This window comes from Enterobacter sp. LU1 (assembly GCF_008271405.2).
GTDB lineage: Bacteria > Pseudomonadota > Gammaproteobacteria > Enterobacterales > Enterobacteriaceae > Enterobacter > Enterobacter hormaechei_C.
This window is the reverse complement of record NZ_CP043438.2, coordinates 669,930-692,498: the sequence shown is the minus strand read 5'-3', so window position 1 is coordinate 692,498 and position 22,569 is coordinate 669,930. Positions and strand designations below refer to the sequence as shown.

Annotated in this window: 22 protein-coding genes and 1 other annotated feature; of the genes, 6 read left to right on the top strand and 16 right to left on the bottom strand. The window is 55.4% G+C overall.

What is annotated here, in order from left to right; genetic code table 11:
• Positions 1 to 9: 9 nt before the first annotated feature.
• A complete protein-coding gene (gene dnaJ / locus FZF21_RS03320) occupies positions 10 to 1,155 on the bottom strand; it encodes a molecular chaperone DnaJ (protein WP_008502040.1) in 1,146 nt (381 codons plus the stop codon).
• 87 nt (positions 1,156 to 1,242) lie between these two features.
• On the bottom strand, positions 1,243 to 3,156 hold the full coding sequence (gene dnaK / locus FZF21_RS03315) for a molecular chaperone DnaK (RefSeq protein WP_017383818.1): 1,914 nt from the start codon (positions 3,154 to 3,156) through the stop codon (positions 1,243 to 1,245).
• A gap of 296 nt (positions 3,157 to 3,452) precedes the next feature.
• Here dnaK and satP point away from each other — a divergent pair, with 296 nt between their 5' ends.
• Positions 3,453 to 4,019: an acetate uptake transporter gene (gene satP, locus FZF21_RS03310; protein WP_003856474.1), complete on the top strand. Its 567-nt coding sequence runs from the start codon at positions 3,453 to 3,455 to the stop codon at positions 4,017 to 4,019.
• On the opposite strand, the gene FZF21_RS03305 is transcribed toward satP, so the two are convergent.
• From FZF21_RS03305 to tal, 3 genes are all read right to left on the bottom strand, one after another.
• The gene (locus tag FZF21_RS03305) at positions 3,996 to 5,318 is read right to left on the bottom strand and encodes an MFS transporter (protein WP_017383819.1); all 1,323 of its coding nucleotides are present in this window, start codon (positions 5,316 to 5,318) and stop codon (positions 3,996 to 3,998) included. The genes satP and FZF21_RS03305 overlap by 24 nt on opposite strands.
• Before the next feature lie 122 nt (positions 5,319 to 5,440).
• Positions 5,441 to 6,028 carry a molybdopterin adenylyltransferase gene (gene mog / locus FZF21_RS03300; protein ID WP_017383820.1) on the bottom strand — a complete coding sequence of 196 codons (588 nt, stop codon included), beginning with the start codon at positions 6,026 to 6,028 and terminating at the stop codon, positions 5,441 to 5,443.
• 110 nt (positions 6,029 to 6,138) lie between these two features.
• Entirely contained in the window at positions 6,139 to 7,092 is a 954-nt protein-coding gene (tal, locus tag FZF21_RS03295; protein WP_047737176.1) for a transaldolase, read from the bottom strand.
• 262 nt (positions 7,093 to 7,354) lie between these two features.
• Here tal and FZF21_RS03290 point away from each other — a divergent pair, with 262 nt between their 5' ends.
• Together FZF21_RS03290 and yaaA are read left to right on the top strand one after the other, a co-directional pair.
• Complete coding sequence (locus FZF21_RS03290) at positions 7,355 to 8,788, top strand: sodium:alanine symporter family protein (protein ID WP_017383821.1); 1,434 nt, start codon at positions 7,355 to 7,357, stop codon at positions 8,786 to 8,788.
• Positions 8,789 to 8,854: 66 nt separating this feature from the next.
• Positions 8,855 to 9,628, top strand: a complete 774-nt coding sequence (gene yaaA, locus FZF21_RS03285) for a peroxide stress protein YaaA (RefSeq protein ID WP_149121074.1) — start codon at positions 8,855 to 8,857, stop codon at positions 9,626 to 9,628.
• A 32-nt stretch (positions 9,629 to 9,660) separates the two neighbouring features.
• Here the strand turns inward: yaaA and FZF21_RS03280 are convergent, their stop codons facing one another.
• The 7 genes from FZF21_RS03280 to yjjY all read right to left on the bottom strand — a co-directional run bounded on the left by FZF21_RS03280 (position 9,661) and on the right by yjjY (position 16,467).
• The gene (locus tag FZF21_RS03280; RefSeq protein WP_015572627.1) at positions 9,661 to 9,948 is read right to left on the bottom strand and encodes a DUF2502 domain-containing protein; all 288 of its coding nucleotides are present in this window, start codon (positions 9,946 to 9,948) and stop codon (positions 9,661 to 9,663) included.
• A gap of 248 nt (positions 9,949 to 10,196) precedes the next feature.
• Complete coding sequence (gene thrC, locus FZF21_RS03275; protein ID WP_015572626.1) at positions 10,197 to 11,483, bottom strand: threonine synthase; 1,287 nt, start codon at positions 11,481 to 11,483, stop codon at positions 10,197 to 10,199.
• A gap of 3 nt (positions 11,484 to 11,486) precedes the next feature.
• Entirely contained in the window at positions 11,487 to 12,416 is a 930-nt protein-coding gene (gene thrB, locus FZF21_RS03270; RefSeq protein ID WP_015572625.1) for a homoserine kinase, read from the bottom strand.
• Between the two features lies 1 nt (position 12,417).
• Positions 12,418 to 14,880, bottom strand: a complete 2,463-nt coding sequence (thrA, locus tag FZF21_RS03265) for a bifunctional aspartate kinase/homoserine dehydrogenase I (RefSeq protein WP_032647186.1) — start codon at positions 14,878 to 14,880, stop codon at positions 12,418 to 12,420.
• A gap of 24 nt (positions 14,881 to 14,904) precedes the next feature.
• Positions 14,905 to 15,022, bottom strand: a sequence feature (Thr leader region).
• Complete coding sequence (thrL, locus tag FZF21_RS03260; protein ID WP_015572623.1) at positions 14,961 to 15,029, bottom strand: thr operon leader peptide; 69 nt, start codon at positions 15,027 to 15,029, stop codon at positions 14,961 to 14,963. Its footprint overlaps the feature before it by 62 nt.
• A 211-nt stretch (positions 15,030 to 15,240) precedes the next feature.
• Complete coding sequence (locus FZF21_RS03255; protein WP_023295898.1) at positions 15,241 to 15,927, bottom strand: tRNA/rRNA methyltransferase; 687 nt, start codon at positions 15,925 to 15,927, stop codon at positions 15,241 to 15,243.
• Between the two features lie 399 nt (positions 15,928 to 16,326).
• Complete coding sequence (gene yjjY / locus FZF21_RS03250) at positions 16,327 to 16,467, bottom strand: protein YjjY (protein ID WP_001541509.1); 141 nt, start codon at positions 16,465 to 16,467, stop codon at positions 16,327 to 16,329.
• A gap of 95 nt (positions 16,468 to 16,562) precedes the next feature.
• Between yjjY and arcA the strand changes: the two genes are divergently transcribed.
• Complete coding sequence (gene arcA, locus FZF21_RS03245) at positions 16,563 to 17,279, top strand: two-component system response regulator ArcA (RefSeq protein WP_003856501.1); 717 nt, start codon at positions 16,563 to 16,565, stop codon at positions 17,277 to 17,279.
• Between the two features lie 48 nt (positions 17,280 to 17,327).
• Here arcA and creA read toward each other — a convergent pair whose 3' ends face one another.
• Positions 17,328 to 17,798 carry a protein CreA gene (gene creA, locus FZF21_RS03240; RefSeq protein ID WP_032103047.1) on the bottom strand — a complete coding sequence of 157 codons (471 nt, stop codon included), beginning with the start codon at positions 17,796 to 17,798 and terminating at the stop codon, positions 17,328 to 17,330.
• 214 nt (positions 17,799 to 18,012) lie between these two features.
• On the opposite strand from creA, the gene robA reads away from it, so the two are divergent.
• Positions 18,013 to 18,882 carry an MDR efflux pump AcrAB transcriptional activator RobA gene (gene robA, locus FZF21_RS03235; protein WP_015572620.1) on the top strand — a complete coding sequence of 290 codons (870 nt, stop codon included), beginning with the start codon at positions 18,013 to 18,015 and terminating at the stop codon, positions 18,880 to 18,882.
• On the opposite strand, the gene gpmB is transcribed toward robA, so the two are convergent.
• Entirely contained in the window at positions 18,879 to 19,526 is a 648-nt protein-coding gene (gene gpmB / locus FZF21_RS03230; RefSeq protein WP_006810187.1) for a 2,3-diphosphoglycerate-dependent phosphoglycerate mutase GpmB, read from the bottom strand. The genes robA and gpmB overlap by 4 nt on opposite strands.
• 48 nt (positions 19,527 to 19,574) lie before the next feature.
• On the opposite strand from gpmB, the gene yjjX reads away from it, so the two are divergent.
• Positions 19,575 to 20,090, top strand: coding sequence for an inosine/xanthosine triphosphatase (gene yjjX / locus FZF21_RS03225; RefSeq protein ID WP_015572619.1), 516 nt, complete (start codon positions 19,575 to 19,577; stop codon positions 20,088 to 20,090).
• Positions 20,091 to 20,117: 27 nt separating this feature from the next.
• Here the strand turns inward: yjjX and trpR are convergent, their stop codons facing one another.
• Positions 20,118 to 20,447 carry a trp operon repressor gene (gene trpR, locus FZF21_RS03220; RefSeq protein WP_003856511.1) on the bottom strand — a complete coding sequence of 110 codons (330 nt, stop codon included), beginning with the start codon at positions 20,445 to 20,447 and terminating at the stop codon, positions 20,118 to 20,120.
• 55 nt (positions 20,448 to 20,502) lie between these two features.
• The gene (gene sltY, locus FZF21_RS03215) at positions 20,503 to 22,440 is read right to left on the bottom strand and encodes a murein transglycosylase (RefSeq protein ID WP_047737180.1); all 1,938 of its coding nucleotides are present in this window, start codon (positions 22,438 to 22,440) and stop codon (positions 20,503 to 20,505) included.
• Between the last annotated feature and the right edge of the window lie 129 nt (positions 22,441 to 22,569).

Below are 22,569 nucleotides of genomic sequence, written 5' to 3'. Positions count from 1 at the left end.
GCTGGCGGGTTAGCGGGTTAAATCGTCGAAGAATTTTTTGACGCCATCGAAGAAGCTTTTGGAGCGCGGGCTGTTTTTCTCACCCGTCGGGCCGCCAAAGCTTTCCTGAAGCTCTTTCAGCAGCTGTTTCTGCTTATCGTTCAGGCCGACCGGCGTTTCCACGACCACGCGGCATAACAGGTCACCCTGCGCGCCACCGCGAACGGATTTAACGCCTTTGCCGCGCATGCGGAACAGCTTCCCGGTCTGGGTTTCGCCAGGGATTTTCAGGTTAACGCGACCGTCCAGCGTCGGCACTTCGATTTCGCCACCCAGCGCCGCCATCGCAAAGTTGATCGGCACTTCACAGTACAGGTTGTTACCTTCACGCTCGAAGATGGCGTGCTGCTTCACCTGAACCTGAACGTACAGATCGCCTGCCGGTGCGCCGTGCTCGCCGGCTTCACCCTCACCTGCCAGACGGATGCGGTCGCCCGTATCCACGCCTGCCGGGATCTTAACGGACAGCGTTTTGGTTTTCTCCACGCGACCGTGACCGTGGCATTTGGTGCACGGATCTTTAATCAGCGTACCGCGACCATGACAGTGCGGACAGGCCTGCTGCACCGCGAAGAAGCCCTGGCGCATCTGCACCTGACCGGAACCGTGACAGGTTGGGCAGGTCTGTGGCTGAGTCCCCGCTTTCGCGCCGCTGCCGTGGCAAACGTCACACTCTTCCAGCGTCGGGATACGGATCTCTTTGGTTACGCCACGAACCGCTTCTTCCAGCGTCAGGTCCATGTTGTAGCGCAGGTCTGCGCCGCGCGCCGCGCGCTGACGACCACGCCCGCCGCCGAAGATATCGCCAAATACATCACCAAAGATATCGCTGAAATCAGCGCCGCCGCCGAAGCCGCCGCCACCAAATCCACCGCCGCCCATGCCGCCCTGTTCAAAGGCCGCGTGACCATACTGGTCATAGGCCGCACGTTTTTGTGCATCAGTCAGGACTTCGTAGGCTTCTTTAATCTCTTTAAATTTGGCTTCAGCCTCTTTGTCACCCTGATTACGGTCAGGGTGGAATTTCATGGCCAGGCGCTTATACGCCTTTTTGATTTCACGCTCTTCCGCAGTTTTCGGAACGCCTAAAATCTCGTAATAGTCTTGCTTTGCCATTGGTTTTTTTAAGCCCCTTAACATGCGAGCACGGGCGTGGAGAATTCTCCTACGCCCGTGCCGATTACTTACCCTGCATCAGGGCGATTATTTTTTGTCTTTCACTTCTTCGAACTCAGCGTCGACAACATCGTCGTCTTTCGCGTTGTTCTGGGAAGCCTCAGCGCCCGCCTGCTGCTGTGCGTGCTGCTGCTGAGCGATTTCCATCAGCTTCTGAGAAACCTGTGCCAGCTCCTGCATCTTCGCTTCGATGTCCGCTTTGTCTTCGCCTTTCAGAGACGTTTCCAGCGCGCTCAGTGCAGTTTCGATCGCAGTTTTGTCTTCCGCTGGCAGTTTATCGCCCGCTTCTTCAACCTGCTTACGGGTGCTGTGCAGCAGATGGTCACCCTGGTTACGGGTCTGAACCAGCTCTTCGAACTTACGGTCGGATTCCGCGTTAGCTTCGGCATCACGAACCATTTTTTCGATTTCCGCTTCGTTCAGGCCAGAAGATGCCTTGATGGTGATCTTCTGCTCTTTACCGCTGTTTTTGTCTTTCGCAGACACGTGCAGGATACCGTCAGCATCGATGTCGAAGGTGACTTCGATCTGTGGCATGCCGCGTGGTGCCGGGTTAATACCGTCCAGGTTGAACTGACCCAGAGATTTGTTATCCGCCGCACGCTTACGCTCACCCTGAATCACATGGATGGTTACCGCAGACTGGTTGTCTTCAGCGGTAGAGAACACCTGGCTGTGTTTCGTCGGGATAGTGGTGTTCTTGTTGATGAGCGGAGTCATCACGCCACCCATGGTTTCGATACCCAGAGACAGCGGGGTAACGTCCAGCAGCAGGACGTCTTTCACTTCACCGGTCAGTACACCACCCTGAACCGCAGCACCGATAGCAACCGCTTCGTCCGGGTTCACGTCTTTACGTGGCTCTTTACCAAAGAATTCAGCAACTTTCTTCTGAACCATTGGCATACGAGTCTGACCACCTACCAGGATAACGTCCTGAATGTCAGACACGGACAGGCCAGCGTCCTGCAATGCAACTTTCAGTGGCTCGATAGAACGGTTCACCAGGTCTTCTACCAGGCTTTCCAGTTTCGCACGGGTCACTTTGATGTTCATGTGTTTTGGACCGGTCGCGTCTGCGGTGATGTACGGCAGGTTCACGTCGGTCTGCTGAGCGGAAGACAGCTCGATCTTCGCTTTCTCAGCGGCTTCTTTCAGGCGCTGCATAGCCAGCGGGTCGTTACGCAGGTCAATGCCCTGATCTTTCTTGAACTCGTCAACGAGGTAGTTGATCAGACGGGTATCGAAGTCTTCACCACCCAGGTGGGTATCACCGTTGGTTGCCAGAACTTCGAAGGTTTTTTCGCCGTCAACATCGTCGATTTCGATAATAGAGATATCGAAGGTACCACCACCCAGGTCGTAAACCGCGATAGTACGGTTGCCAACTTCTTTATCCAGACCGTAAGCCAGTGCTGCTGCGGTTGGTTCGTTGATGATACGTTTTACTTCCAGACCTGCGATACGGCCAGCATCTTTGGTTGCCTGACGCTGAGCATCGTTGAAGTAAGCAGGTACGGTGATAACAGCTTCAGTTACCGGTTCACCCAGGTAATCTTCCGCGGTTTTCTTCATTTTCTTCAGCACTTCAGCAGAGATCTGCGGAGGTGCCGTTTTGGTGCCTTTCACATCAAGCCATGCATCACCGTTATCGGCTGCGATGATTTTGTAAGGCATGATGGAAACGTCACGCTGAACTTCTTCGTCCTGGAAGCGGCGGCCAATCAGGCGTTTGATCGCAAACAGGGTGTTTTGCGGGTTTGTCACGGCCTGACGTTTAGCCGGCTGACCAACCAGAGTTTCACCATCCTGGGTATATGCAATGATAGAAGGCGTGGTGCGATCGCCCTCGGCGTTCTCCAGCACACGTGCAGTAGTGCCATCCATAATCGCTACACAAGAGTTGGTAGTACCCAGGTCGATACCAATAATTTTACCCATCTAAACGTCTCCACTAAAAATTCAGTCAACATGTGGTTGTGTACCTGTAATAAGGGCAGAACGTGCTTTTTCAACTGCCCAGATTTGATTTTTTTCAGGTCCACACACTGCGGTTGCTTACAAGATGGGGTCACAACAGCATCCATCAAGGGGGAAGGATAAAAAATTTTTTAATTTCACCCCGGTGAGATCATAGACGGCGTCGATGCCGCCCATTATGATGCCGCGCCCCGTCAGGTAGAACTGGCGCGGGTTTAACCATTTCACCATATTAATGATGATTTTTTTGAGGACTTATGGGCAACACTAAGTTGGCTAATCCGGCTCCGCTGGGCCTGATGGGTTTTGGCATGACCACCATTCTGCTGAACCTGCACAATATCGGGATGTTCCCGATGGACGGCATTATCCTGGCGATGGGCATTTTTTACGGCGGTATCGCACAGATCTTTGCGGGCCTGCTGGAATATAAGAAAGGCAACACCTTCGGCTTAACCGCATTTACCTCTTACGGTTCCTTCTGGCTGACTCTGGTCGCAATTCTGTTGATGCCTAAAATGGGCCTGGCAGAGGCGGCAAACGCCCATTTCCTGGGCGTGTACCTGGGACTGTGGGGCGTGTTCACCCTGTTCATGTTCTTCGGTACCCTTAAGGCGAACCGCGCACTGCAATTCGTCTTCCTGAGCCTGACCGTACTGTTCGCTCTGCTGGCCATCGGTCACCTGGCGGATAACGAAGGCATCGTTCACGTTGCCGGCTGGGTAGGTCTGGTTTGCGGCGCAAGCGCAATCTACCTGGCCATGGGTGAAGTGCTGAACGAGCAGTTCGACCGCACCATTCTACCTATTGGTGAAAAACACTGATCCCTCTGTCGTGCCCGCGTCGCGGGCACGACGTCCCTCTGACTGGCGAAGCCACACCCCCAAAACCAGTCCCATCAGCGATAACGCCAGCACGTACCACGCAGGTGCAAGGGGTGACACCCCCATCAACACCGTCACCACAATCGGGGTCAGCCCACCGAAAATGGCATACGAGACATTATAAGAGAAAGAGATCCCAGTGAAGCGTACCTCCGGCGGGAAGGCGCGGACCATTACGTACGGTACGGCGCCAACGACGCCCACGCACAGCCCGACGACACCGTACAGCAGGAACAGCTGTTCAGGATGGGTGCCCGCAAGATGATAAAATGCCCAGCTCGACGCGGCCAGAAGCAAACTGCCGACAATAAAGGTCGCGCTTGCGCCGAAACGATCCGCCGCCAGCCCGGCGGCCAGACAACCAAAGCAGAGCATAATTGTCGCGATACTGTTCGCCTGTAACGTCACGGCAGGCGCAAAACCGTACTGTTTTTGCAGCCAGACCGGCGACATCAAAATGACCACCACGATCCCCGCAGACAGCAGCCAGGTCAGAAGCATCGACACCATTACCGCTTTTTTATGCCGCACTACTACGGTTTTCACCGGCAGTTCTTGCGCCAGCGCCTTCCGCTGCTGCATTTCCAGAAATATTGGCGTCTCTTGCAACCAGCGTCGCAGGTACATTGCCACCAGCCCAAACGCCCCGCCCAGCAGGAACGGTATACGCCAGCCCCAGTCGTGAACGGCCTGTTGCGTCATGCTGGTATTGATGATGGTTGCAACCACGGAGCCAAGCAGGATCCCGATCGTCAGCCCTGCGGTCAGCGTTCCGCACGCAATGCCGATGCGGCGCACCGGGACGTGCTCAGCGACAAACACCCAGGCGCCCGGCACTTCCCCGCCGATGGCCGCGCCCTGGAGAATACGCATCAGCAGCAGCAATAACGGGGCGATAATGCCCATCGACTCATAGGTAGGCAAAAGCCCAATCGCCAGCGTCGGCACGGCCATAAGCAGGATGCTGAGGGTAAACATCTTCTTGCGCCCGACCAGATCGCCAAAGTGCGCCATGACAATGCCGCCCAGCGGACGCGCCAGATAGCCGGCAGCGAAAATGCCGAAGGTTTGTACCTGACGCAGCCATTCCGGAATATCCGCCGGGAAAAACAGCGCCCCCACAACGGCGGCGAAGAAGACAAAGATGATGAAGTCGTAAAACTCCAGCGCGCCGCCCAGAGCAGCGAGCGTGAGGGTTTTGTAGTCCTGTCGATTCAGAGGTCGGGTGTTATGTGACATAGCGAACCATTGTGCATGTGTTGTGGATTATTTTTTACAGTAATCGTAAAGAAAAAATTACTATATCGTAAATCCATTTACACGCTACAGCGGCTGGCGCTAATGTCACATTTTAAAGAATTTCAGGAGATTGTTTCGCGGCGAGCGCTTTTAGGGCGAAATGCTGCTACCACATTGCCGTCAGTTTCCACGTACGGACCGTCAAGCAGTTGTATACAATACGGTACACTAGCAAAGATACCGTGGACGATAACGCTGCCGTCCTCGGCTTTTACCCCTTCCAGCGTTTCTTTTATCGACTTCGGCTGCCCCGGCAGGTTCAGGATCAGCGCCTGTTTGCGGATCACCCCGACCTGACGGGAAAGAATGGCCGTCGGGACAAAGTGTAGACTGATCTGGCGCATCTGCTCACCGAAGCCCGGCATTTCACGATCGGCGATAGCCAGCGTCGCGTCCGGCGTTACATCGCGGCGCGCGGGGCCGGTTCCGCCCGTCGTCAGCACCAGGTGGCAGCTCATCTCATCCACCAGTTCACACAGGGTTTGCTCGATGATCGGTTGCTCGTCCGGGATCAGGCGAGTCTGGATCTCAAACGGGGTAGTGAGCGCGCTGCCCAGCCACTCTTCCAGAGCAGGGATGCCTTTATCCTGATAAACACCGCTGGAGGCGCGGTCAGAAATCGACACTAAGCCGATGCGTAAGGTATTCATATCCATTCCATTCAAAAAGTACTGATTAAAGGGAATGATACACGCAGAGAGAAAATTCAGACAGAGGCGGGGGAAAGACGCGTGACCGGGAACCCGGTCACGCAGAATGATTACAGCAGGTCGCCGATCATTTTTTCCAGTTTTTCCTGGTCGATAGCAAACTTACGGATACCGTCCGCCAGTTTATCTACGGCCATTGGATCCTGGTTGTGCTGCCACAGGAACTCGGACTCGGTGATGCGCTCAGGGCGTGCTTTCACTTCGCCGGTGTAGGACAGTTTACGCTCGATAGCACCTTCGCTTTCTGCCAGCTCTTTCAGCAGCGCAGGAGCGATGGTCAGGCGGTCACAGCCAGCCAGCTCGATGATTTCGCCGACGTTACGGAAGCTTGCGCCCATCACTACGGTCTCATAGCCGTGCTGTTTGTAGTATTCGTAGATTTCAGTCACTGAAATCACGCCTGGATCTTCAGACGCCGCGTACTCTTTCTTGTCGGTGTTGGCTTTGTACCAGTCCAGAATACGGCCCACGAACGGAGAAATCAGGTATACGCCAGCTTCGGCACATGCACGCGCCTGCGCGAAGGAGAACAGCAGAGTCAGGTTACAGTTGATGCCTTCTTTTTCCAGCTGCTCAGCAGCGCGGATGCCCTGCCAGGTAGACGCCAGTTTGATCAGGATACGGTCATTGCTGATGCCCGCATCGTTGTACAGTTTGATCAGGCGTTTTGCTTTTGCGATAGACGCTTCGGTGTCGTAGGACAGGCGAGCATCAACTTCGGTAGAGATACGGCCAGGAACGAGCTTCAGGATTTCCAGACCGATGTTCACTGCCAGTTTGTCAGTGGCATCCACAACCTGCTGCGCGCGGTCATTGCTCTGTGCTTTCGCCCAGGTCACTGCGTCGTCAATCAGTTTGCGATACTCAGGGATCTGCGCGGCGTTAAGGATCAGAGAAGGGTTGGTTGTGGCATCCTGCGGCTGGTACAGCTTCATTGCCGCGATATCTCCGGTGTCAGCGACGACAGTGGTGAACTGACGAAGGGAGGTCAATTTATCCGTCATGATAGTGTTTCTCTTTTAACGTGCCCTGGATAATTCACACTACCGACAGCTTGCCAGCAGCGGAAAAATGACAGGTTTACTTGTTAGGGGGATGTAACCGGTCTGCCCTGATGATAACACGAGTGAGAGGCAGCGCAACCGCAGACAGTGCGCTTAGGCAGAGTATGATAAACTCAGAATATTAACAGGCTGCTAAGTAACAGCATGCACAATCAGTGGTAGCGCTTACATATTCACTTTGGCATCAACAAGAGGGACGTTAGTGCCTGATTTCTTTTTCTTTATCAACGAAGTCCTCTGGGGTTCGATCATGATATACCTGCTTTCAGGAGCAGGTATCTGGTTTACGTGGCGCAGCGGTCTGATTCAGTTTCGCTATATCCGCAAATTTGGCAGAAGTCTGAAAAACAGCGTCACCCCACAGCCGGGCGGCCTGACCTCGTTTCAGGCGCTCTGTACCAGCCTGGCCGCGCGCGTCGGCAGCGGTAACCTGGCCGGTGTCGCGCTGGCGATCGGCGCGGGCGGTCCGGGCGCGGTATTCTGGATGTGGGTGACGGCGATTATCGGTATGGCCACCTCCTTTGCTGAATGCTCGCTTGCGCAACTCTACAAAGAAAAAGACGGCAAAGGTCAGTTTCGCGGCGGTCCCGCCTGGTATATGGCTCGCGGGCTGGGAATGCGCTGGATGGGCGTTCTGTTCTCGATCTTTTTGCTGATTGCCTATGGCCTTATTTTCAATACCGTTCAGGCAAATTCCGTCGCCCACGCGCTGCGCTTTGCCTTCAATTGTCCGGAGTGGCTGACAGGCGGCGCGCTTGCCCTTCTCACCCTGCTGACCATTGTGACCGGGCTCAAAGGGGTTGCCCGCCTGATGCAGTGGCTGGTTCCGCTGATGGCGCTGCTGTGGGTGTCCACCAGCCTGATGGTATGCGCGATACATATCGATGAGGTGCCGAACGTCATCGTCACCATTTTCCAAAGCGCGTTCGGCTGGCGCGAAGCGGCTTCCGGCGCGCTGGGTTACACCCTTAGCCAGGCACTCACTGCGGGTTTTCAGCGGGGTATGTTCTCCAACGAAGCGGGAATGGGCTCCACGCCGAATGCCGCCGCAGCGGCCGCATCCTGGCCTCCGCATCCCGCCGCGCAGGGCATTGTACAGATGATTGGCGTCTTCACAGACACCATTGTTATCTGCTCCGCCAGCGCGATGATAATGCTGCTGGCCGGTGCCGCTGAACAACCGTCCGGTAGTACGGCAGGCATTCATTGGGTACAACAGGCGCTGGTCTCCCTCGTCGGCGGCTGGGGCGCGGGCCTTGTCGCACTTGTCGTGGGACTTTTTGCCTTTAGTTCCATTGCGGTGAACTATATCTATGCCGAAAACAACCTTATCTTCCTGAAAGTTGACTCGCGTCTGGCCCGCAACATCCTTCGCGCGGGCGTGCTGGCGATGGTGTTTGTAGGTTGCCTGCTCAGCATGCCGATGATCTGGCAAATAGCGGACGTCATTATGGCGCTGATGGCCATCACGAACCTGACGGCCATTTTGCTGCTTTCACCGGTTGTGGCGCTGATCGCGCGCGATTATCTGCGTCAGCGCAAGCTCGGCGTACAGCCCGTCTTTGACGCCTCACGCTATCCCGAAATCGAGTCACAAATTGCCCCTGGCACCTGGGATGATTTGCCGCGGCAATAACAGCTATCGATCAATTCAGGGCGATTTTTTGTTAAAGTCGCTCTAAATTTCCTGCAAGGACTGGATATGCTGATTCTGATTTCACCTGCCAAAACGCTCGACTACCAGAGCCCGCTCGCCACTGAGCGTTATACCCAGCCGGAATTGCTGGACTACTCGCAACAGCTGACCCACGAGGCGCGTAAGCTTTCGGCTCCGCAAATCGCTTCGCTGATGAGCATCAGCGATAAACTCGCCGACCTGAACGCCACCCGGTTTCATGAGTGGCAGCCTGACTTCACGCCCGCCAACGCCCGCCAGGCGCTGTTGGCCTTCAAAGGTGACGTCTACACTGGCCTGCAAGCAGAAACGTTTAGCGAAGCCGATTTCGATTTTGCCCAGCAGCATCTGCGCATGTTATCCGGCCTGTACGGGGTGCTGCGACCGCTGGATCTGATGCAGCCGTATCGTCTGGAGATGGGTATCCGCCTGGAAAACACCAAAGGTAAAGATCTGTACCAGTTCTGGGGCGATGTCATTACCGACAAGCTTAACGCGGCGCTGCAAGCCCAGGGGGACAACGTGGTGATCAACCTGGCCTCCGATGAGTACTTCAAATCGGTGAAGCCGAAAAAGCTGGATGCGGACATTATCAAGCCGGTATTCCTCGACGAGAAAAACGGCAAATTTAAAGTGATCAGCTTCTACGCCAAAAAAGCGCGCGGTCTGATGAGCCGCTTCATCATTCAAAACCGTCTGACGAAGCCAGAGCAGCTCACTGGCTTTAACAGTGAAGGGTATTTTTTCGACGAGGCATCGTCAGGAAAAAACGAGCTGGTGTTTAAGCGTCACGAGCAATAAAAAGACAACCCCGCCAGCTGGCGGGGTTTGTGTTAATGGTGCTTCCGGTCCGGGCCCGGGCGACGATCGTCATGACGGTGGTGATCGTCACGATCGCGATGTTCATCGTGCGGACGCCAGTGGTTATCGCGCCAGTCATAGTGCGCTTTCCACCAGTCATGGTCGCGCCAGCGGCCGCCATCCCAGTAGTGCCCGTTATTATCCCGATCGCCAATTTGCAGTTTTACCGCTGGCACGAGGGTGATCTCAGCTGCCTGCACCGCCATGGGAGCGACCAGCATCAGTGAAAGCGCGATAAGTGCAGGTTTCAGTGTAGACATAGGTGACTCCTTATTCTTCTTGCCCAACGTGGGCCGATATAAGGAGAGTACGTGATGGGGACGGGGGATGTTATTCTCTGCAATCCTAAACGCTAAGTGACCGCATTTATTGGGAATTTCTGCTTTTTTCCTGCTGTTTTTCTCCTTAATTTCTTCACAAAAAAGCCGGGTGGCGCTGCGCTTACCCGGCCTACGATGAGTTCGCCGTTGTAGGCCCGGTAAGGCGAAGCCGCCACCGGGCAGCACAATCACGCTCGGGTCATCATCAGCTTACGCAGCGCGGCAAAGTCTGCGGGCAGCTCATGAGACAGCAGCGGCAGGTCGGCGCGATCGGCCAGCTCTTTTGGCAGCGGCAGCGTTTCCCCCAGGATCGCTTCCACGCTCTCTTTGAACTTGGCCGGATGGGCGGTGCCGAGGAACAGGCCATACTCACCCGGTTGAAGCTGATCGCGCAGGGCACGATAGGCAATCGCCGCGTGCGGCTCAGAGGTATAGCCCACCGCTTTCAGCTCGCGCATGGTGGCTTTAGTGGTTTCGTCCGTCACCGCTGCGTAACCCAGATCGCCCAGACGCCAGACCTTACGGCGGAACAGCTCTTCCACACGCGGCCAGTTGTTAGGCTGTGACACATCCATCGCATTGGAGAGCGTGGCCTGAGTCGCGTTCGGCGCCCATTTTCCGTCCTTCAGGAAACGCGGCACGGTGTCGTTGGCGTTGGTGGCGGCGATAAAGCGCTTCACCGGCAGGCCGAGTGATTTCGCCAGCAGGCCTGCCGTCAGGTCGCCGAAGTTCCCACTTGGCACGGAAACCACCAGCTGATTGCGCGCGTCCTGCGGCAGCTGCGCCACCGCTTCGAAGTAGTAGCAGATCTGCGCCAGCAGACGGCTGATGTTGATGGAGTTGGCAGAGTTCAGCCCCAGCGCCGCCTTCAGCTCTTCGTCATCGAAGGCCTGCTTCACTAGCGCCTGACAGGCATCGAAATCGCCGTCGATCGCCACGGTTTCAATGTTGCCCCCAAGGGTGCAGAACAGTTTTTCCTGAAGCGGGCTGATTTTGCCTTTCGGATAGAGGATCACCACGCGGACGTTTTTCAGGCCGTAGAACGCATGGGCCACCGCCGCTCCGGTATCGCCTGAAGTCGCGGTAAGAATGGTCACCGGTTTGTCGCCGCTGATGTGGGTCAGCATCTGCGCCATAAAGCGACCGCCGAAATCTTTGAACGCCAGCGTCGGACCGTGGAACAGCTCCAGACAACCAACGTCAGGCTCCACCTGCTTCACCGGCGCCGGGAAAGCAAACGCCGCACGCACGCGCTCTTCGAGCAGCTCCTGCGGGATTTCGTCGCCGATAAAGGCAGACAGAATTTTGGTGCTGCGGGTGACAAAGTCCTGCTTCAGCAGCTCATCGATTTCGGTCAGCTGAAATTCCGGCAGGTCGTGGGGGAAGAAAAGCCCCTGATTTTTGCCAAGCCCCTGCGTTACCGCCTGCGCGAAGCTGACCTGCTCGTTATGATCTTTAAGGTTGTAGAGTTTCATTCGTTATCCCAGTACTCGTGCGCCAGCCGTGTCCAGACGGCAAATATGAACAAAGCCTTCCTGATTTTGCAGGTAGTGTTTAGAGAGCCAGTCCGCCACGCGCTGCGCGGTGTCTGGCTTGTCGCATAAGGCGAACAGCGTCGGGCCGGAGCCGGAGATGCCGCACGCCTGTGCGCCGATATCCATGGATGCCTGTCGCGCTTCGTTAAAGCCCGGCAGCAGCTTCGTGCGATACGGCTCGGCAATGACGTCTTTCATCAGTTTCGCCGCCAGCTGCGGCTGACGGGTGTAGCAGGCGTGAATAAAGCCCGCCAGATGACGCCCGTGGGCGATACAGTCCTGACGACGATACTGCGCCGGCAGGATCGCACGCGCTTCGGCGGTAGACACTTTAATGCCCGGATAGGCCAGCACCCACAGCCACTCATCAAACCCTGGCACCTGCTGGCTGATGATGCCATTTTCTTCAATCATCAGCTGCATGCCGCCAAGGAAGCACGGCGCCACGTTATCATAATGAATGCTGCCGGAGATGCGCCCTTCCAGCTCGCCCATCAGCGCCAGCAGACGGTTGTTGTTCAGCGGCTTGCCGCAATGCTCATTCATCGCCACCAGCGCGGCGACCACCGAGCAGGCGCTCGAGCCCAGCCCCGAACCAATCGGCATGCTCTTTTCCAGCGTCATGGCGACCGGCACGTTTTTGCCGATCTCCTGACAGAAGCGTTCCCAGCACTGATAAACGATATTCTCGCGCGGTTCAGACGGCAGCTTACTGGCGAAGCGGCCGATGTTATTCAGGCTGAAGCGCTCTGCCGCCTCAACCGTAACCGTATCGCCCAGCAGCGAACCGTCCACCGGTGTGACCGCCGCGCCCAGCACGTCAAATCCGACGCTCATATTGGCGCTGGAAGCCGGGGCATATACTTTAACCATCTTAAACTCCTAACTTCCATGACAGGGTACGCAGCAGATCGGCAAACACGCCTGCCGCCGTCACATCATTCCCTGCGCCATAGCCGCGAAGCACCAGCGGCAGTGGCTGATAATAATGGCTGTAGAACGCCAGGGCGTTCTCGCCGTTTTTCACCTTGTACAGCGGATCGTTGCCATCCACTTCGGCAATCTTCACCCGGCAGACGCCGTCTTCTTCAATGTTGCCAACATAGCGCAATACCTTACCTTCATCACGGGCTTTCGCAACGCGTGCGGCAAAGGCGTCGTCAAGCTGCGGCAACCTGGCCATAAAGGCGCTGACGTCACCGCTGTCATCAAATTCTGCTGGCAGCACCGGCTCAATCACGATATCCGAAAGCTCCAGCTCGCGGCCAGTTTCGCGCGCCAGGATCAGCAGCTTACGCGCCACGTCCATGCCGGAGAGGTCGTCGCGCGGATCCGGCTCGGTGTAGCCCAGCTCGCGCGCGGCGCGGGTGGCTTCCGACAAGCTCATCCCTTCGTCCAGCTTGCCGAAGATAAACGACAGGGAGCCGGAGAGGATGCCGGAGAAACGCTGTAGTTCGTCGCCCGCGTTCAGCAGGTTTTGCAGGTTCTCGATGACCGGCAGGCCCGCGCCCACGTTGGTGTCATACAGAAACTTACGGCGCGACTTACTCGCCGCCAGCCGCAGCTGGTGATAGTAATCCATCGACGAGGTGTTGGCCTTTTTGTTTGGCGTCACCACGTGGAACCCTTCGCGCAGGAAGTCGGCGTACTGATCGGCCACCGCCTGGCTGGAGGTACAGTCAACAATCACCGGGTTAAGCAGGTGATATTCTTTCACCAGGCGGATCAGGCGGCCCAGGTTAAATGGCTCTTTCGCCTCTTCCAGCTCCGCCTGCCAGTTTTCCAGATTCAGACCGTGGACGTTAGTCAGCAACGCTTTCGAGTTCGCAATGCCGCAAACGCGCAAATCGATATGTTTCTTCTTAAGCCACTCCTGCTGGCGCTTCACCTGCTCCAGCAGCGCGCCACCGACACCACCGACGCCCACCAGGAACAGCTCAATCACCTGGTCGGTGTTGAACAGCATCTGATGCACCACGCGCACGCCGGTAGTGGCGTCATCGTTATCCACGACAACGGAAATGGAACGCTCTGATGAGCCCTGGGCAATCGCCACGATATTGATATTAGCCCGCGCCAGCGCGGCAAAGAATTTGGCGGAGATACCGCGCAGGGTGCGCATGCCGTCGCCGACCACCGAGATAATCGCCAGACGCTCTTGAATCGAGAGCGGCTCCAGCAGCTCTTCTTTCAGCTCCAGATAGAACTCTTCTTCCAGCGCGCGACGGGCACGCAGGCAATCACCCTGCGGAACGCAGAAGCTGATGCTGTATTCGGAAGAAGACTGCGTGATCAGCACCACGGAGATCCCGTTGCGGGACATAGCGGCAAAGACGCGTGCCGCCATGCCGACCATGCCCTTCATCCCCGGGCCGGAGACGCTGAACATCGCCATGTTATTGAGGTTAGAAATGCCTTTCACCGGCAGTTCATCTTCATCCGCGCTGGCGCCAATCAGCGTGCCCGGCGCCTGAGGGTTACCGGTATTCTTAATCAGGCAAGGGATTTGGAACTGGGCAATCGGGGAGATGGTACGCGGGTGAAGAACTTTAGCGCCGAAGTAGGAAAGCTCCATCGCTTCCTGGTACGACATCGACTTCAGCAGCCTGGCGTCCGGTACCTGGCGCGGATCGCAGGTATAAACGCCGTCGACGTCAGTCCAGATCTCACAACAGTCTGCGCGTAAACAGGCGGCCAGCACGGCGGCGGAGTAGTCAGAGCCGTTACGCCCCAGCACCACCAGTTCGCCCTTCTCGTTACCGGCGGTAAAGCCTGCCATCAGGATCATATGGTCAGACGGGATTTTGCTCGCCGCAATACGACGTGTCGACTCGGCAATGTCGACGGTGGATTCAAGGTAGTGGCCCACAGCCAGCAGTTTTTCAACCGGATCGATGACCGTCACGTGGTGACCGCGCGCTTCCAGCACGCCTGCCATGATGGCGATAGAGAGTTTTTCACCCCGGCAAATCAGCGCCGCGTTGATGCTGTCCGGGCACTGACCAAGCAGGCTGATACCGTGAAGAACGTGTTTAATCTGGGCAAATTCAAGTTCAACGGTGCTTTTCAGCTGCGCCAGCGGGAAACCAGGCTGGGCGTCGGCCAGCCCCTGAAGCAGATCGGCAAAGATACGCTCGGCGTCGCTGATGTTCGGTAGTGCATCCTGACCACCGATGGTTTTTTCAATCATCGCCACCAGGTGGTTCGTGATTTTGGCCGGGGCAGAGAGCACGGTGGCAACCTGCCCCTGCCTGGCGTTGCTTTCCAGGATATCGGCAACACGCAGAAAACGTTCTGCATTTGCCACTGACGTACCGCCGAACTTCAACACTCGCATGGTTCTACCTCATTTCCTTTAGCCGAAAAAAAAGCCCGCACTGTTCAGGTGCGGGCTTTTTTCTGTTTTTCCTGTACGCGTCAGCCCGCATCGTTACCTGTGGTAATGATGATGGTTGTAGTAATGGTGGTGATGCTGATGCGTTTCATGGATGTTGTGTACTCTGTCATTATTATCTGTCTGTGCTCTATTCTTTTAGGGTTAAAGGATCGAGCCCCTTAAGTCAATGAATTTTTAATTCGATCACAATTCGGGACATTCTCACGTCCCGCTGCGGGCAGATTTATTTTCATCGGAATAACCCAGATGCAACCCCAGACATCAGCAGGATCGGCCATAATAAAAACCTATTACACTATTTTACTCGGCTAATTTTTTTTCAATATCATGAAGCAATCGGTGCAGCATTGCCGTATCGCGCTGCTCAAGACGCCCCAGGCGCTGCTGTAACCAGTCCACCATTTTCTGATCGTCAGCGACGCCCAACTGCTCAAGAAGGTTATTTGCACGAACACGCAGTGCCGCCAGCTGGTTTTCATCCGAAACTGTCACCGGTGGCTGAGAAATTTGTATTAAGGATGCTAATTGATAGCAATAGACCATCACCGCCTGCCCCAGATTGAGTGACGGATAATCCGCCACCATCGGCGCGCCCGTCAGCACGTCAGCCAGCTCCAGCTCTTCGTTAGTCAGCCCGGAATCTTCTCGCCCAAACACCAGCGCGGCTTTCTCCAGCCACTGGCTTTTCTCTTCCAGCATCGGCACCAGTTCAGCAGGCGTGGCGTAATAGTGAAACTTCGCCCGGCTGCGCGCGGTCGTCGCGACGGTAAACGAAATATCGTGGAGTGCGTCGGCGAGCGTAGCGTAAGTGGTTATATTATCGAGAATATCACCCGAACCGTGCGCCACCCAGCGCGCAGCAGGCTCCAGATGCGCCGTGCTGTCCACAATACGCAAATCGGTAAAACCCATAGTCTTCATGGCACGCGCCGCAGCGCCAATATTTTCAGCTCTTGCTGGTGCCACCAGCACAATCGACAGATGCATTTACGCTCTCTTTTTAATCAGTTAGCAGGTAAAAATGTGATTCAGTTCAACATATTACGCAGCACGAATTTACAATTTTGCAACACAAATCACCGAAATAGCGTTTCATAACAATTAAAAAAAGCTAAACTATTTTGTGGCTGAACAATCAGTTAGAATGTTAACAGAAGTCCATTATCCTTATGTTTTGTAATGATAATGACCATATGAATACTCTTTTCTGATTGGATTCGTACCGTTTATCAATCAATGTCCGCAACTAGTTGGTTTATTGAAAATTTGTGACAAAGGCTAGCATTCAGCTACGATGATTTCATCAAACTGTTAACGTGCTACAATTGAACTTGATATATGTCAACGAAGCGTAGTTTTATTGGGTGTCCGGTGTCACTTAGCCTGTTATGTTGCTGTTAAAATGGTTAGGATGACAGCCGTTTTTGACACTGTCGGGTCCAAAGGGAAAGTACCCACGACCAAGCTAATGATGTTGTTGACGTTGATGGAAAGTGCATCAAGAACGCAATTACGTACTTTAGTCACGTTAAGCCGATCATGTTAATTTGCGACATGCATCAGGCAGGTCAGGGACTTTTGTACTTCCTGTTTCGATTTAGTTGGCAATTTAGGTAGCAAACATGCAGACCCCGCACATTCTTATCGTTGAAGACGAGTTGGTAACACGCAACACGTTAAAGAGCATTTTCGAAGCAGAAGGCTACGATGTCTTTGAAGCGACCGATGGCGCAGAGATGCATCAGATCCTTTCTGAAAATGATATCAACCTGGTGATTATGGATATCAACCTGCCGGGCAAAAACGGGCTTCTTCTGGCGCGCGAACTGCGTGAACAGGCGAACGTCGCGTTGATGTTCCTGACGGGCCGTGACAACGAGGTTGATAAAATTCTTGGTCTGGAAATCGGCGCGGATGACTACATCACCAAGCCGTTCAACCCTCGCGAGTTAACCATTCGTGCACGCAACCTGCTGTCCCGCACCATGAATCTGGGTACGGTAAGTGAAGAGCGTCGTAGCGTCGACAGCTACAAATTCAACGGCTGGGAACTTGATATCAATAGCCGTTCGCTGATTAGCCCGAACGGTGAGCAGTACAAACTGCCGCGCAGTGAATTCCGCGCGATGCTGCACTTCTGCGAGAACCCGGGCAAGATTCAGTCCCGTGCAGAACTGCTGAAGAAAATGACCGGTCGTGAGTTGAAGCCACACGATCGTACCGTTGACGTAACCATCCGTCGTATTCGTAAGCACTTCGAATCTACGCCGGATACGCCGGAAATCATCGCCACGATCCATGGTGAAGGCTATCGTTTCTGCGGTGACCTCCAGGAGTAATTCTCCCGTCACGCAGTAAAAAACGGCGCATTTGCGCCGTTTTTTTTATCAATGCCACGGCATAATCGGTACCGCGCTTATCGCGTTTTTCGGTGAGCCGTCCACGACTTTGTCGGAATAAGCCAGATAAGCCAGGGTGTTACGCTTCGCGTCATAAAAACGGACCACCTGTAGCTTTTTGAACACCAGCGAGGTCCGTTTCTGGAATACGACGTCGCCCTGCGCTTTGCCGTTTTTGATTTTGTCACTCAATTCCACCGGGCCAACCTGCTGGCAGGAGATGGCCGCGTCAGACGTGTCTTCAGCCAGCCCCAGGCCGCCTTTAATCCCGCCGGTCTTTGCCCGGCTGACATAGCAGGTGACGTTTTTAACGTCCGGATCGTCAAAGGCTTCCACCACAATTTTGTGGTCCGGCCCAAACATTTTAAACACAGTATCCACGGAGCCAATTTGCTCCGCCTGTGCCACGCGCCCTGCCATCAGCGCCAGTGCTGTAAAGACTAAAACCTTGTATTTCATATTGTTACCATTCATAAAAATTACGCTGAGCGATTATTCAACAGGTTAGATAAAAATGTAGCAAGATCACAGGATTAGAATATATCCGCACATAAATCACTACAAAAAGCATTTATGCGCAAAAAAAACACTGAATGCTAAAACGTCAAAAAATGCTATTATCCGCTAACCTGTAAACAGGCACCTGCGGCAGTTTTAAGGATGAGGATAGTATATGGATCAGGCTGGAATTATTCGCGACCTGCTCACCTGGCTGGAAGGTCATCTCGACCAGCCTTTGTCACTGGATAATGTGGCGGCAAAAGCAGGCTATTCCAAGTGGCATCTGCAAAGGATGTTCAAGGATGTCACCGGTCATGCTATCGGTGCCTATATTCGCGCACGTCGTTTATCAAAGTCTGCTGTCGCGTTGCGCCTGACCGCGCGACCAATCCTGGATATTGCCCTGCAATATCGCTTCGATTCACAGCAAACCTTCACCCGCGCCTTTAAAAAACAGTTCTCGTTAACGCCAGCGCTTTATCGCCGCTCGCCGGACTGGAGCTCCTTTGGTATGCGTCCGCCGCTGCGTCTGGGCGAGTTTGCGATGCCAAAATATGAAATCATCACCCTGCCGGAAACGCACCTGGTCGGCACCACGCAGAGCTACTCCTGTTCCCTGGAGCAGATCTCCGAGTTCCGCCATCAGATGCGCGTTCAGTTCTGGCGCGAATTTTTAAGCCATGCTCCGGCGCTCCCGCCGATTCTGTATGGCCTGAACGAAACGCATCCCAGCCAGGAAAAAGACGACGAGCAGGAGGTGTTCTATACCACGGCGCTGACGCCTGACATGGCGAACGGTTACATTCATGGCTCGAAGCCTGTCGTGCTGGAAGGCGGCGAGTATGTGATGTTCTCATACGAAGGTTTAGGAACGGGCGTTCAGGAGTTCATCCTGACCGTTTACGGGACCTGCATGCCGATGCTGAATCTGAATCGCCGTAAAGGTCAGGACATTGAGCGCTACTATCCGGCGCAAGATGCTAAACCGGAAGAAGGCCCTATCAATCTGCGTATGGAATTCCTGATTCCGGTACGTCGTTAACGCTGCAATTCGTCCAGAGCAGGGGCATCAAGATGCGAAATGTCCCCTGCCATCTCAACTACCCACCCCGATGCCAGCCAGGCACTTTCCTGATAGTCGATACGGGAAATGGAACAGTTGCGCAGACGCAAACGGCGTTCGGCGTAAGCCGGCAGTCCCAGAATGGTGCTCACCAGGCAACCCAGCGCGATACCGTGGCTTACCAGCAGCGGTCGGCTACCTGCCGGGAGTTTCAGGCACTCGGCCAGCGCGGCATGCATGCGCACGCTCAGCTCCTGCATGGATTCCCCTTCAGGGATGCGACCATCTTCAGTGCCGTTCACCAGCGTGCGGCGCCAGCCTTCTTCGGTTTCCGTCAGCGTATCGATAGGACGTTTTTCCAGCACGCCCATATCCAGCTCGCGCAGACGCGGTTCGAGGGTCACGTCGCAGCCACAGGCATCGGCGATGATGCGTGCCGTCTGCTGCGTGCGGCCTAAATCACTGGAGATGACGTGAGTGATACCCAGCGTTCTGGCGCGCTCCGCCACCTGCCACGCTTGCTGCACACCTTTGTCGGTGAGAGGACTGTCTGACTGGCCTTGAATACGTCGCTCGGCGTTCCACTGCGTTTCACCGTGGCGAACAAGGTATACCTGTAACATGCTTTTTTTCCGTTATACTGCGATGAATTTTTTAAATCGAGCTTAATTATGCACCATGTTGTCTCTGCTACCACCAATCCTGCCAAAATTCAGGCAATTCTAAGGGCATTTGAAGAGATCTTCGGCGAAGGATCCTGCCATATTGACGCCGTCGGCGTCGAGAGCGGTGTGCCGGAACAGCCGTTTGGCAGCGAGGAAACACGCGCTGGCGCACGAAATCGCGTGGCTAATGCAAAAGCCGCCGCGCCAGACGCTGACTTCTGGGTCGCGATTGAAGCAGGCATCGACGAAGGGGCGACCTTCAGCTGGGTTGTCATCGAAAGCCGTGAGCAGCGCGGCGAAGCGCGTTCTGCCACGCTGCCGCTGCCGGAGGTCATACTGGAGAAAGTCCGCGCGGGTGAGGCGCTGGGGCCGGTAATGTCGCACTACACCGGCATTGATGAAATTGGTCGTAAAGAGGGGGCGATTGGCGTCTTTACGGGTGGCAAGCTTACGCGTTCAGGCGTTTACCACCAGGCCGTTATTCTGGCGTTAAGTCCGTTCCATAACGCGATTTATCGTTAAGTTTGCAGGCCGGATAAGGCGAAGCCGTCATCCGGCGTTTTTCAGCAATACCGCTTCCAGCCACTGACGCAGTTCAACCGGCGCCGACTTCAGGCTGTTTGAACCACGGGTGATGGTCGCGATGCCCGCGCCCAGCTCGTTTTTCAGCTCGCGCTGGCTCATTTCGCCGCGCAGCAGTTCCTCAATAATGCGTACCCGCGTGCCCAGCGCTTCGCGTTCATCGGGCGTCAGCATCAGCTGTAGCAACGGTAAATGCAGATCTTTGTCGTAAGACTGGCGGAGCAACTCCACAAAACGAAGCCACTCCTGATGACGCTGTTCGGCCATGGCCGAGGAATACGGGGAATGCTGGGTCATGTTATGCTGCCTCTTGTACTCATTAGCGAGTACAGCATAACACAACCCGCGCCGATCAGTAACGTCTCTGCCACTCGGCATCGCTCATCAGGGTATCTTTCTGCTCCATGAAGTAGCGATAGTAGGCGTCATAAGCCAGCACATTCTTCACATAGCCGCGCGTTTCCGAGAACGGAATGCTCTCGACAAACGCCACGGCGTCGATGCGCCCTGCGCTGTTGCCAAGCCATGTCCGCACGCGGCCAGGCCCGGCGTTGTACGCCGCTGACGCGAAGATACGGTTATTACCGAACTGCTGATAGACGTACTGCAAGTAGCTGGTACCGATGTTGATGTTAGTCTCCGGATCCAGCAGCTGGGACGGGCTGCTGTAGCCTGGAATATTAAACATCTTCACCGTGTGCGTCGCGGTACCCGGCATAATCTGCATCAGGCCGCTGGCACCCACCGGAGAACGCACTTTCGGGTTCCAGGCGCTCTCCTGACGGGCAATGGCCATCGCGTAGCTTTGCGGAATATCTTTGCCGCTGGTGTAGCGATCGAACAGATCCTTATAAGCCAGCGGGAAACGCTCTTCGAGATGATCCCACAGTTTGCCGGCGATCGTCGCCTGCACGCTCAGATCCCACCAGCGATTATCAAATGCATAGCGGGCAAGCTGCGCTTTCTCATCGGTGGTACGGCTGGTGACCAGATTCGCCCATTCGCTGCGCGCGGTATTATCCAGATTCCAGTACATCAGCTCGCGCACGCGCGCCATTTCCGGCCCCTGCGTCAGCGCCGGGTTCGCGTTGGCTGGCGCTTTGTCGATCTTCAGGGTGTACTCCTCGCCCAGACGCTGCGCCGCCGCCATCGGGTAGAATCCGCGCTGCTGCATCAGGGAGTGGAGGATCTCTTTGGCTTCATCTTCACGACCACGTTCCAGCAGCATGTCCGCCTGCCAGTAACGCCATTCATCTTTCTCTTTGGCATCCATCGGCAGACGCGCCAGCCAGGTATTGAGGCCACGACGATCGCCCGTTCCCAGCGCCATGCGCACGCGACGCTCCACCAGCGAGACAGAGTTTGAACGCATCACCGCATCATCACGCCAGCGCGCCTGTTCGTCGGTGACATCTGTCCCCATCAGTCGCCATGCCACGATATCGCGCAGCTCCTGAGTTTGATCGTCATTAAGCTGCTGGGCCTGCACCAGCTGCGGGATCATCAGCCGGGCGTTTTCCACATCATCACGCGCCACGCTGGCAAAGGCCACCGCCGCCATCTGGCGGGTAAAATCGGTCGCGCCGGTAGTACGCGCAAACGTCAGCACGGTATTGGGATCGTTTGCCAGACTGATAACGGCAGACGCAATAGTCTGATAATCTGCGGGCATCTGGCCCGCCAGCACGGTGACCAGCCGGGTGTTTCCGGCCTTCATCGCCAGGCGAATACGTTCCAGGTAAGAGAGCGGATCCTGCTTGCCCGAGGCGCGCCAGGCGCTGAACAGCGGGTCACAGGCGTTTGGCTGGCTTTTGCCCGTCAGCCACAGCTCTTTCGCGCCGGTCCAGGCTTCCTCCTGCTGACCGGTCGCCCATTTCGCATAATAGTAATTACACTGCGCTTCCGTCGCGCCCGGTTTATCCGGGCTGAAAGCCAGCAGGCCGCGCCAGTCTTCGCGACGGGCCAGCTCGTTCACAAACCGGGACTTCAGGGTGCGCGCAGGCGGCAGGGTCGGGTTCGCCTGAATGAAGTTATTCACGGTGACGGTCGGTTGATTCATGAGATCGTCCGTGATCTGGCGATACTCAAGATACGGATACAGCGGATAATCCTTCAGCGTCGGCATCAGCGCCTGCACGGTATCCATCTGCTTGTTGTCCCATGCCTGTTTAATCTGGGCATAGCGGTTACGTTGTTCATCCAGTGAATCGGCATGCACCGCCTGGCTTACCGCCATTACGCATACGCTGGCAGCCAGCAGACGCCAGACCACCCGTTTGGCTTTTTCCACAAGCTCTTCCTCATTGTTTTTCGTCAGTTGCAGCGTCTTGCCACGTCAAAGTTACATCAACTTATGCTAACCAGGCATCCCACAACGCGCCACGTCATGGACACTTTTTTACCTTTCTTGCGCGTTTTA

What these genes read in the sequence shown, in the direction of transcription:
- dnaJ (WP_008502040.1), bottom strand. Translation starts at nt 1,155, where the DNA reads ATGGCAAAGCAAGACTATTACGAGATTTTAGGCGTTCCGAAAACTGCG.
- dnaK (WP_017383818.1), bottom strand. Translation starts at nt 3,156, where the DNA reads ATGGGTAAAATTATTGGTATCGACCTGGGTACTACCAACTCTTGTGTA.
- satP (WP_003856474.1), top strand. Translation starts at nt 3,453, where the DNA reads ATGGGCAACACTAAGTTGGCTAATCCGGCTCCGCTGGGCCTGATGGGT.
- FZF21_RS03305 (WP_017383819.1), bottom strand. Translation starts at nt 5,318, where the DNA reads ATGTCACATAACACCCGACCTCTGAATCGACAGGACTACAAAACCCTC.
- mog (WP_017383820.1), bottom strand. Translation starts at nt 6,028, where the DNA reads ATGAATACCTTACGCATCGGCTTAGTGTCGATTTCTGACCGCGCCTCC.
- tal (WP_047737176.1), bottom strand. Translation starts at nt 7,092, where the DNA reads ATGACGGATAAATTGACCTCCCTTCGTCAGTTCACCACTGTCGTCGCT.
- yaaA (WP_149121074.1), top strand. Translation starts at nt 8,855, where the DNA reads ATGCTGATTCTGATTTCACCTGCCAAAACGCTCGACTACCAGAGCCCG.
- FZF21_RS03280 (WP_015572627.1), bottom strand. Translation starts at nt 9,948, where the DNA reads ATGTCTACACTGAAACCTGCACTTATCGCGCTTTCACTGATGCTGGTC.
- thrC (WP_015572626.1), bottom strand. Translation starts at nt 11,483, where the DNA reads ATGAAACTCTACAACCTTAAAGATCATAACGAGCAGGTCAGCTTCGCG.
- thrB (WP_015572625.1), bottom strand. Translation starts at nt 12,416, where the DNA reads ATGGTTAAAGTATATGCCCCGGCTTCCAGCGCCAATATGAGCGTCGGA.
- thrA (WP_032647186.1), bottom strand. Translation starts at nt 14,880, where the DNA reads ATGCGAGTGTTGAAGTTCGGCGGTACGTCAGTGGCAAATGCAGAACGT.
- FZF21_RS03255 (WP_023295898.1), bottom strand. Translation starts at nt 15,927, where the DNA reads ATGCATCTGTCGATTGTGCTGGTGGCACCAGCAAGAGCTGAAAATATT.
- arcA (WP_003856501.1), top strand. Translation starts at nt 16,563, where the DNA reads ATGCAGACCCCGCACATTCTTATCGTTGAAGACGAGTTGGTAACACGC.
- creA (WP_032103047.1), bottom strand. Translation starts at nt 17,798, where the DNA reads ATGAAATACAAGGTTTTAGTCTTTACAGCACTGGCGCTGATGGCAGGG.
- robA (WP_015572620.1), top strand. Translation starts at nt 18,013, where the DNA reads ATGGATCAGGCTGGAATTATTCGCGACCTGCTCACCTGGCTGGAAGGT.
- gpmB (WP_006810187.1), bottom strand. Translation starts at nt 19,526, where the DNA reads ATGTTACAGGTATACCTTGTTCGCCACGGTGAAACGCAGTGGAACGCC.
- yjjX (WP_015572619.1), top strand. Translation starts at nt 19,575, where the DNA reads ATGCACCATGTTGTCTCTGCTACCACCAATCCTGCCAAAATTCAGGCA.
- trpR (WP_003856511.1), bottom strand. Translation starts at nt 20,447, where the DNA reads ATGACCCAGCATTCCCCGTATTCCTCGGCCATGGCCGAACAGCGTCAT.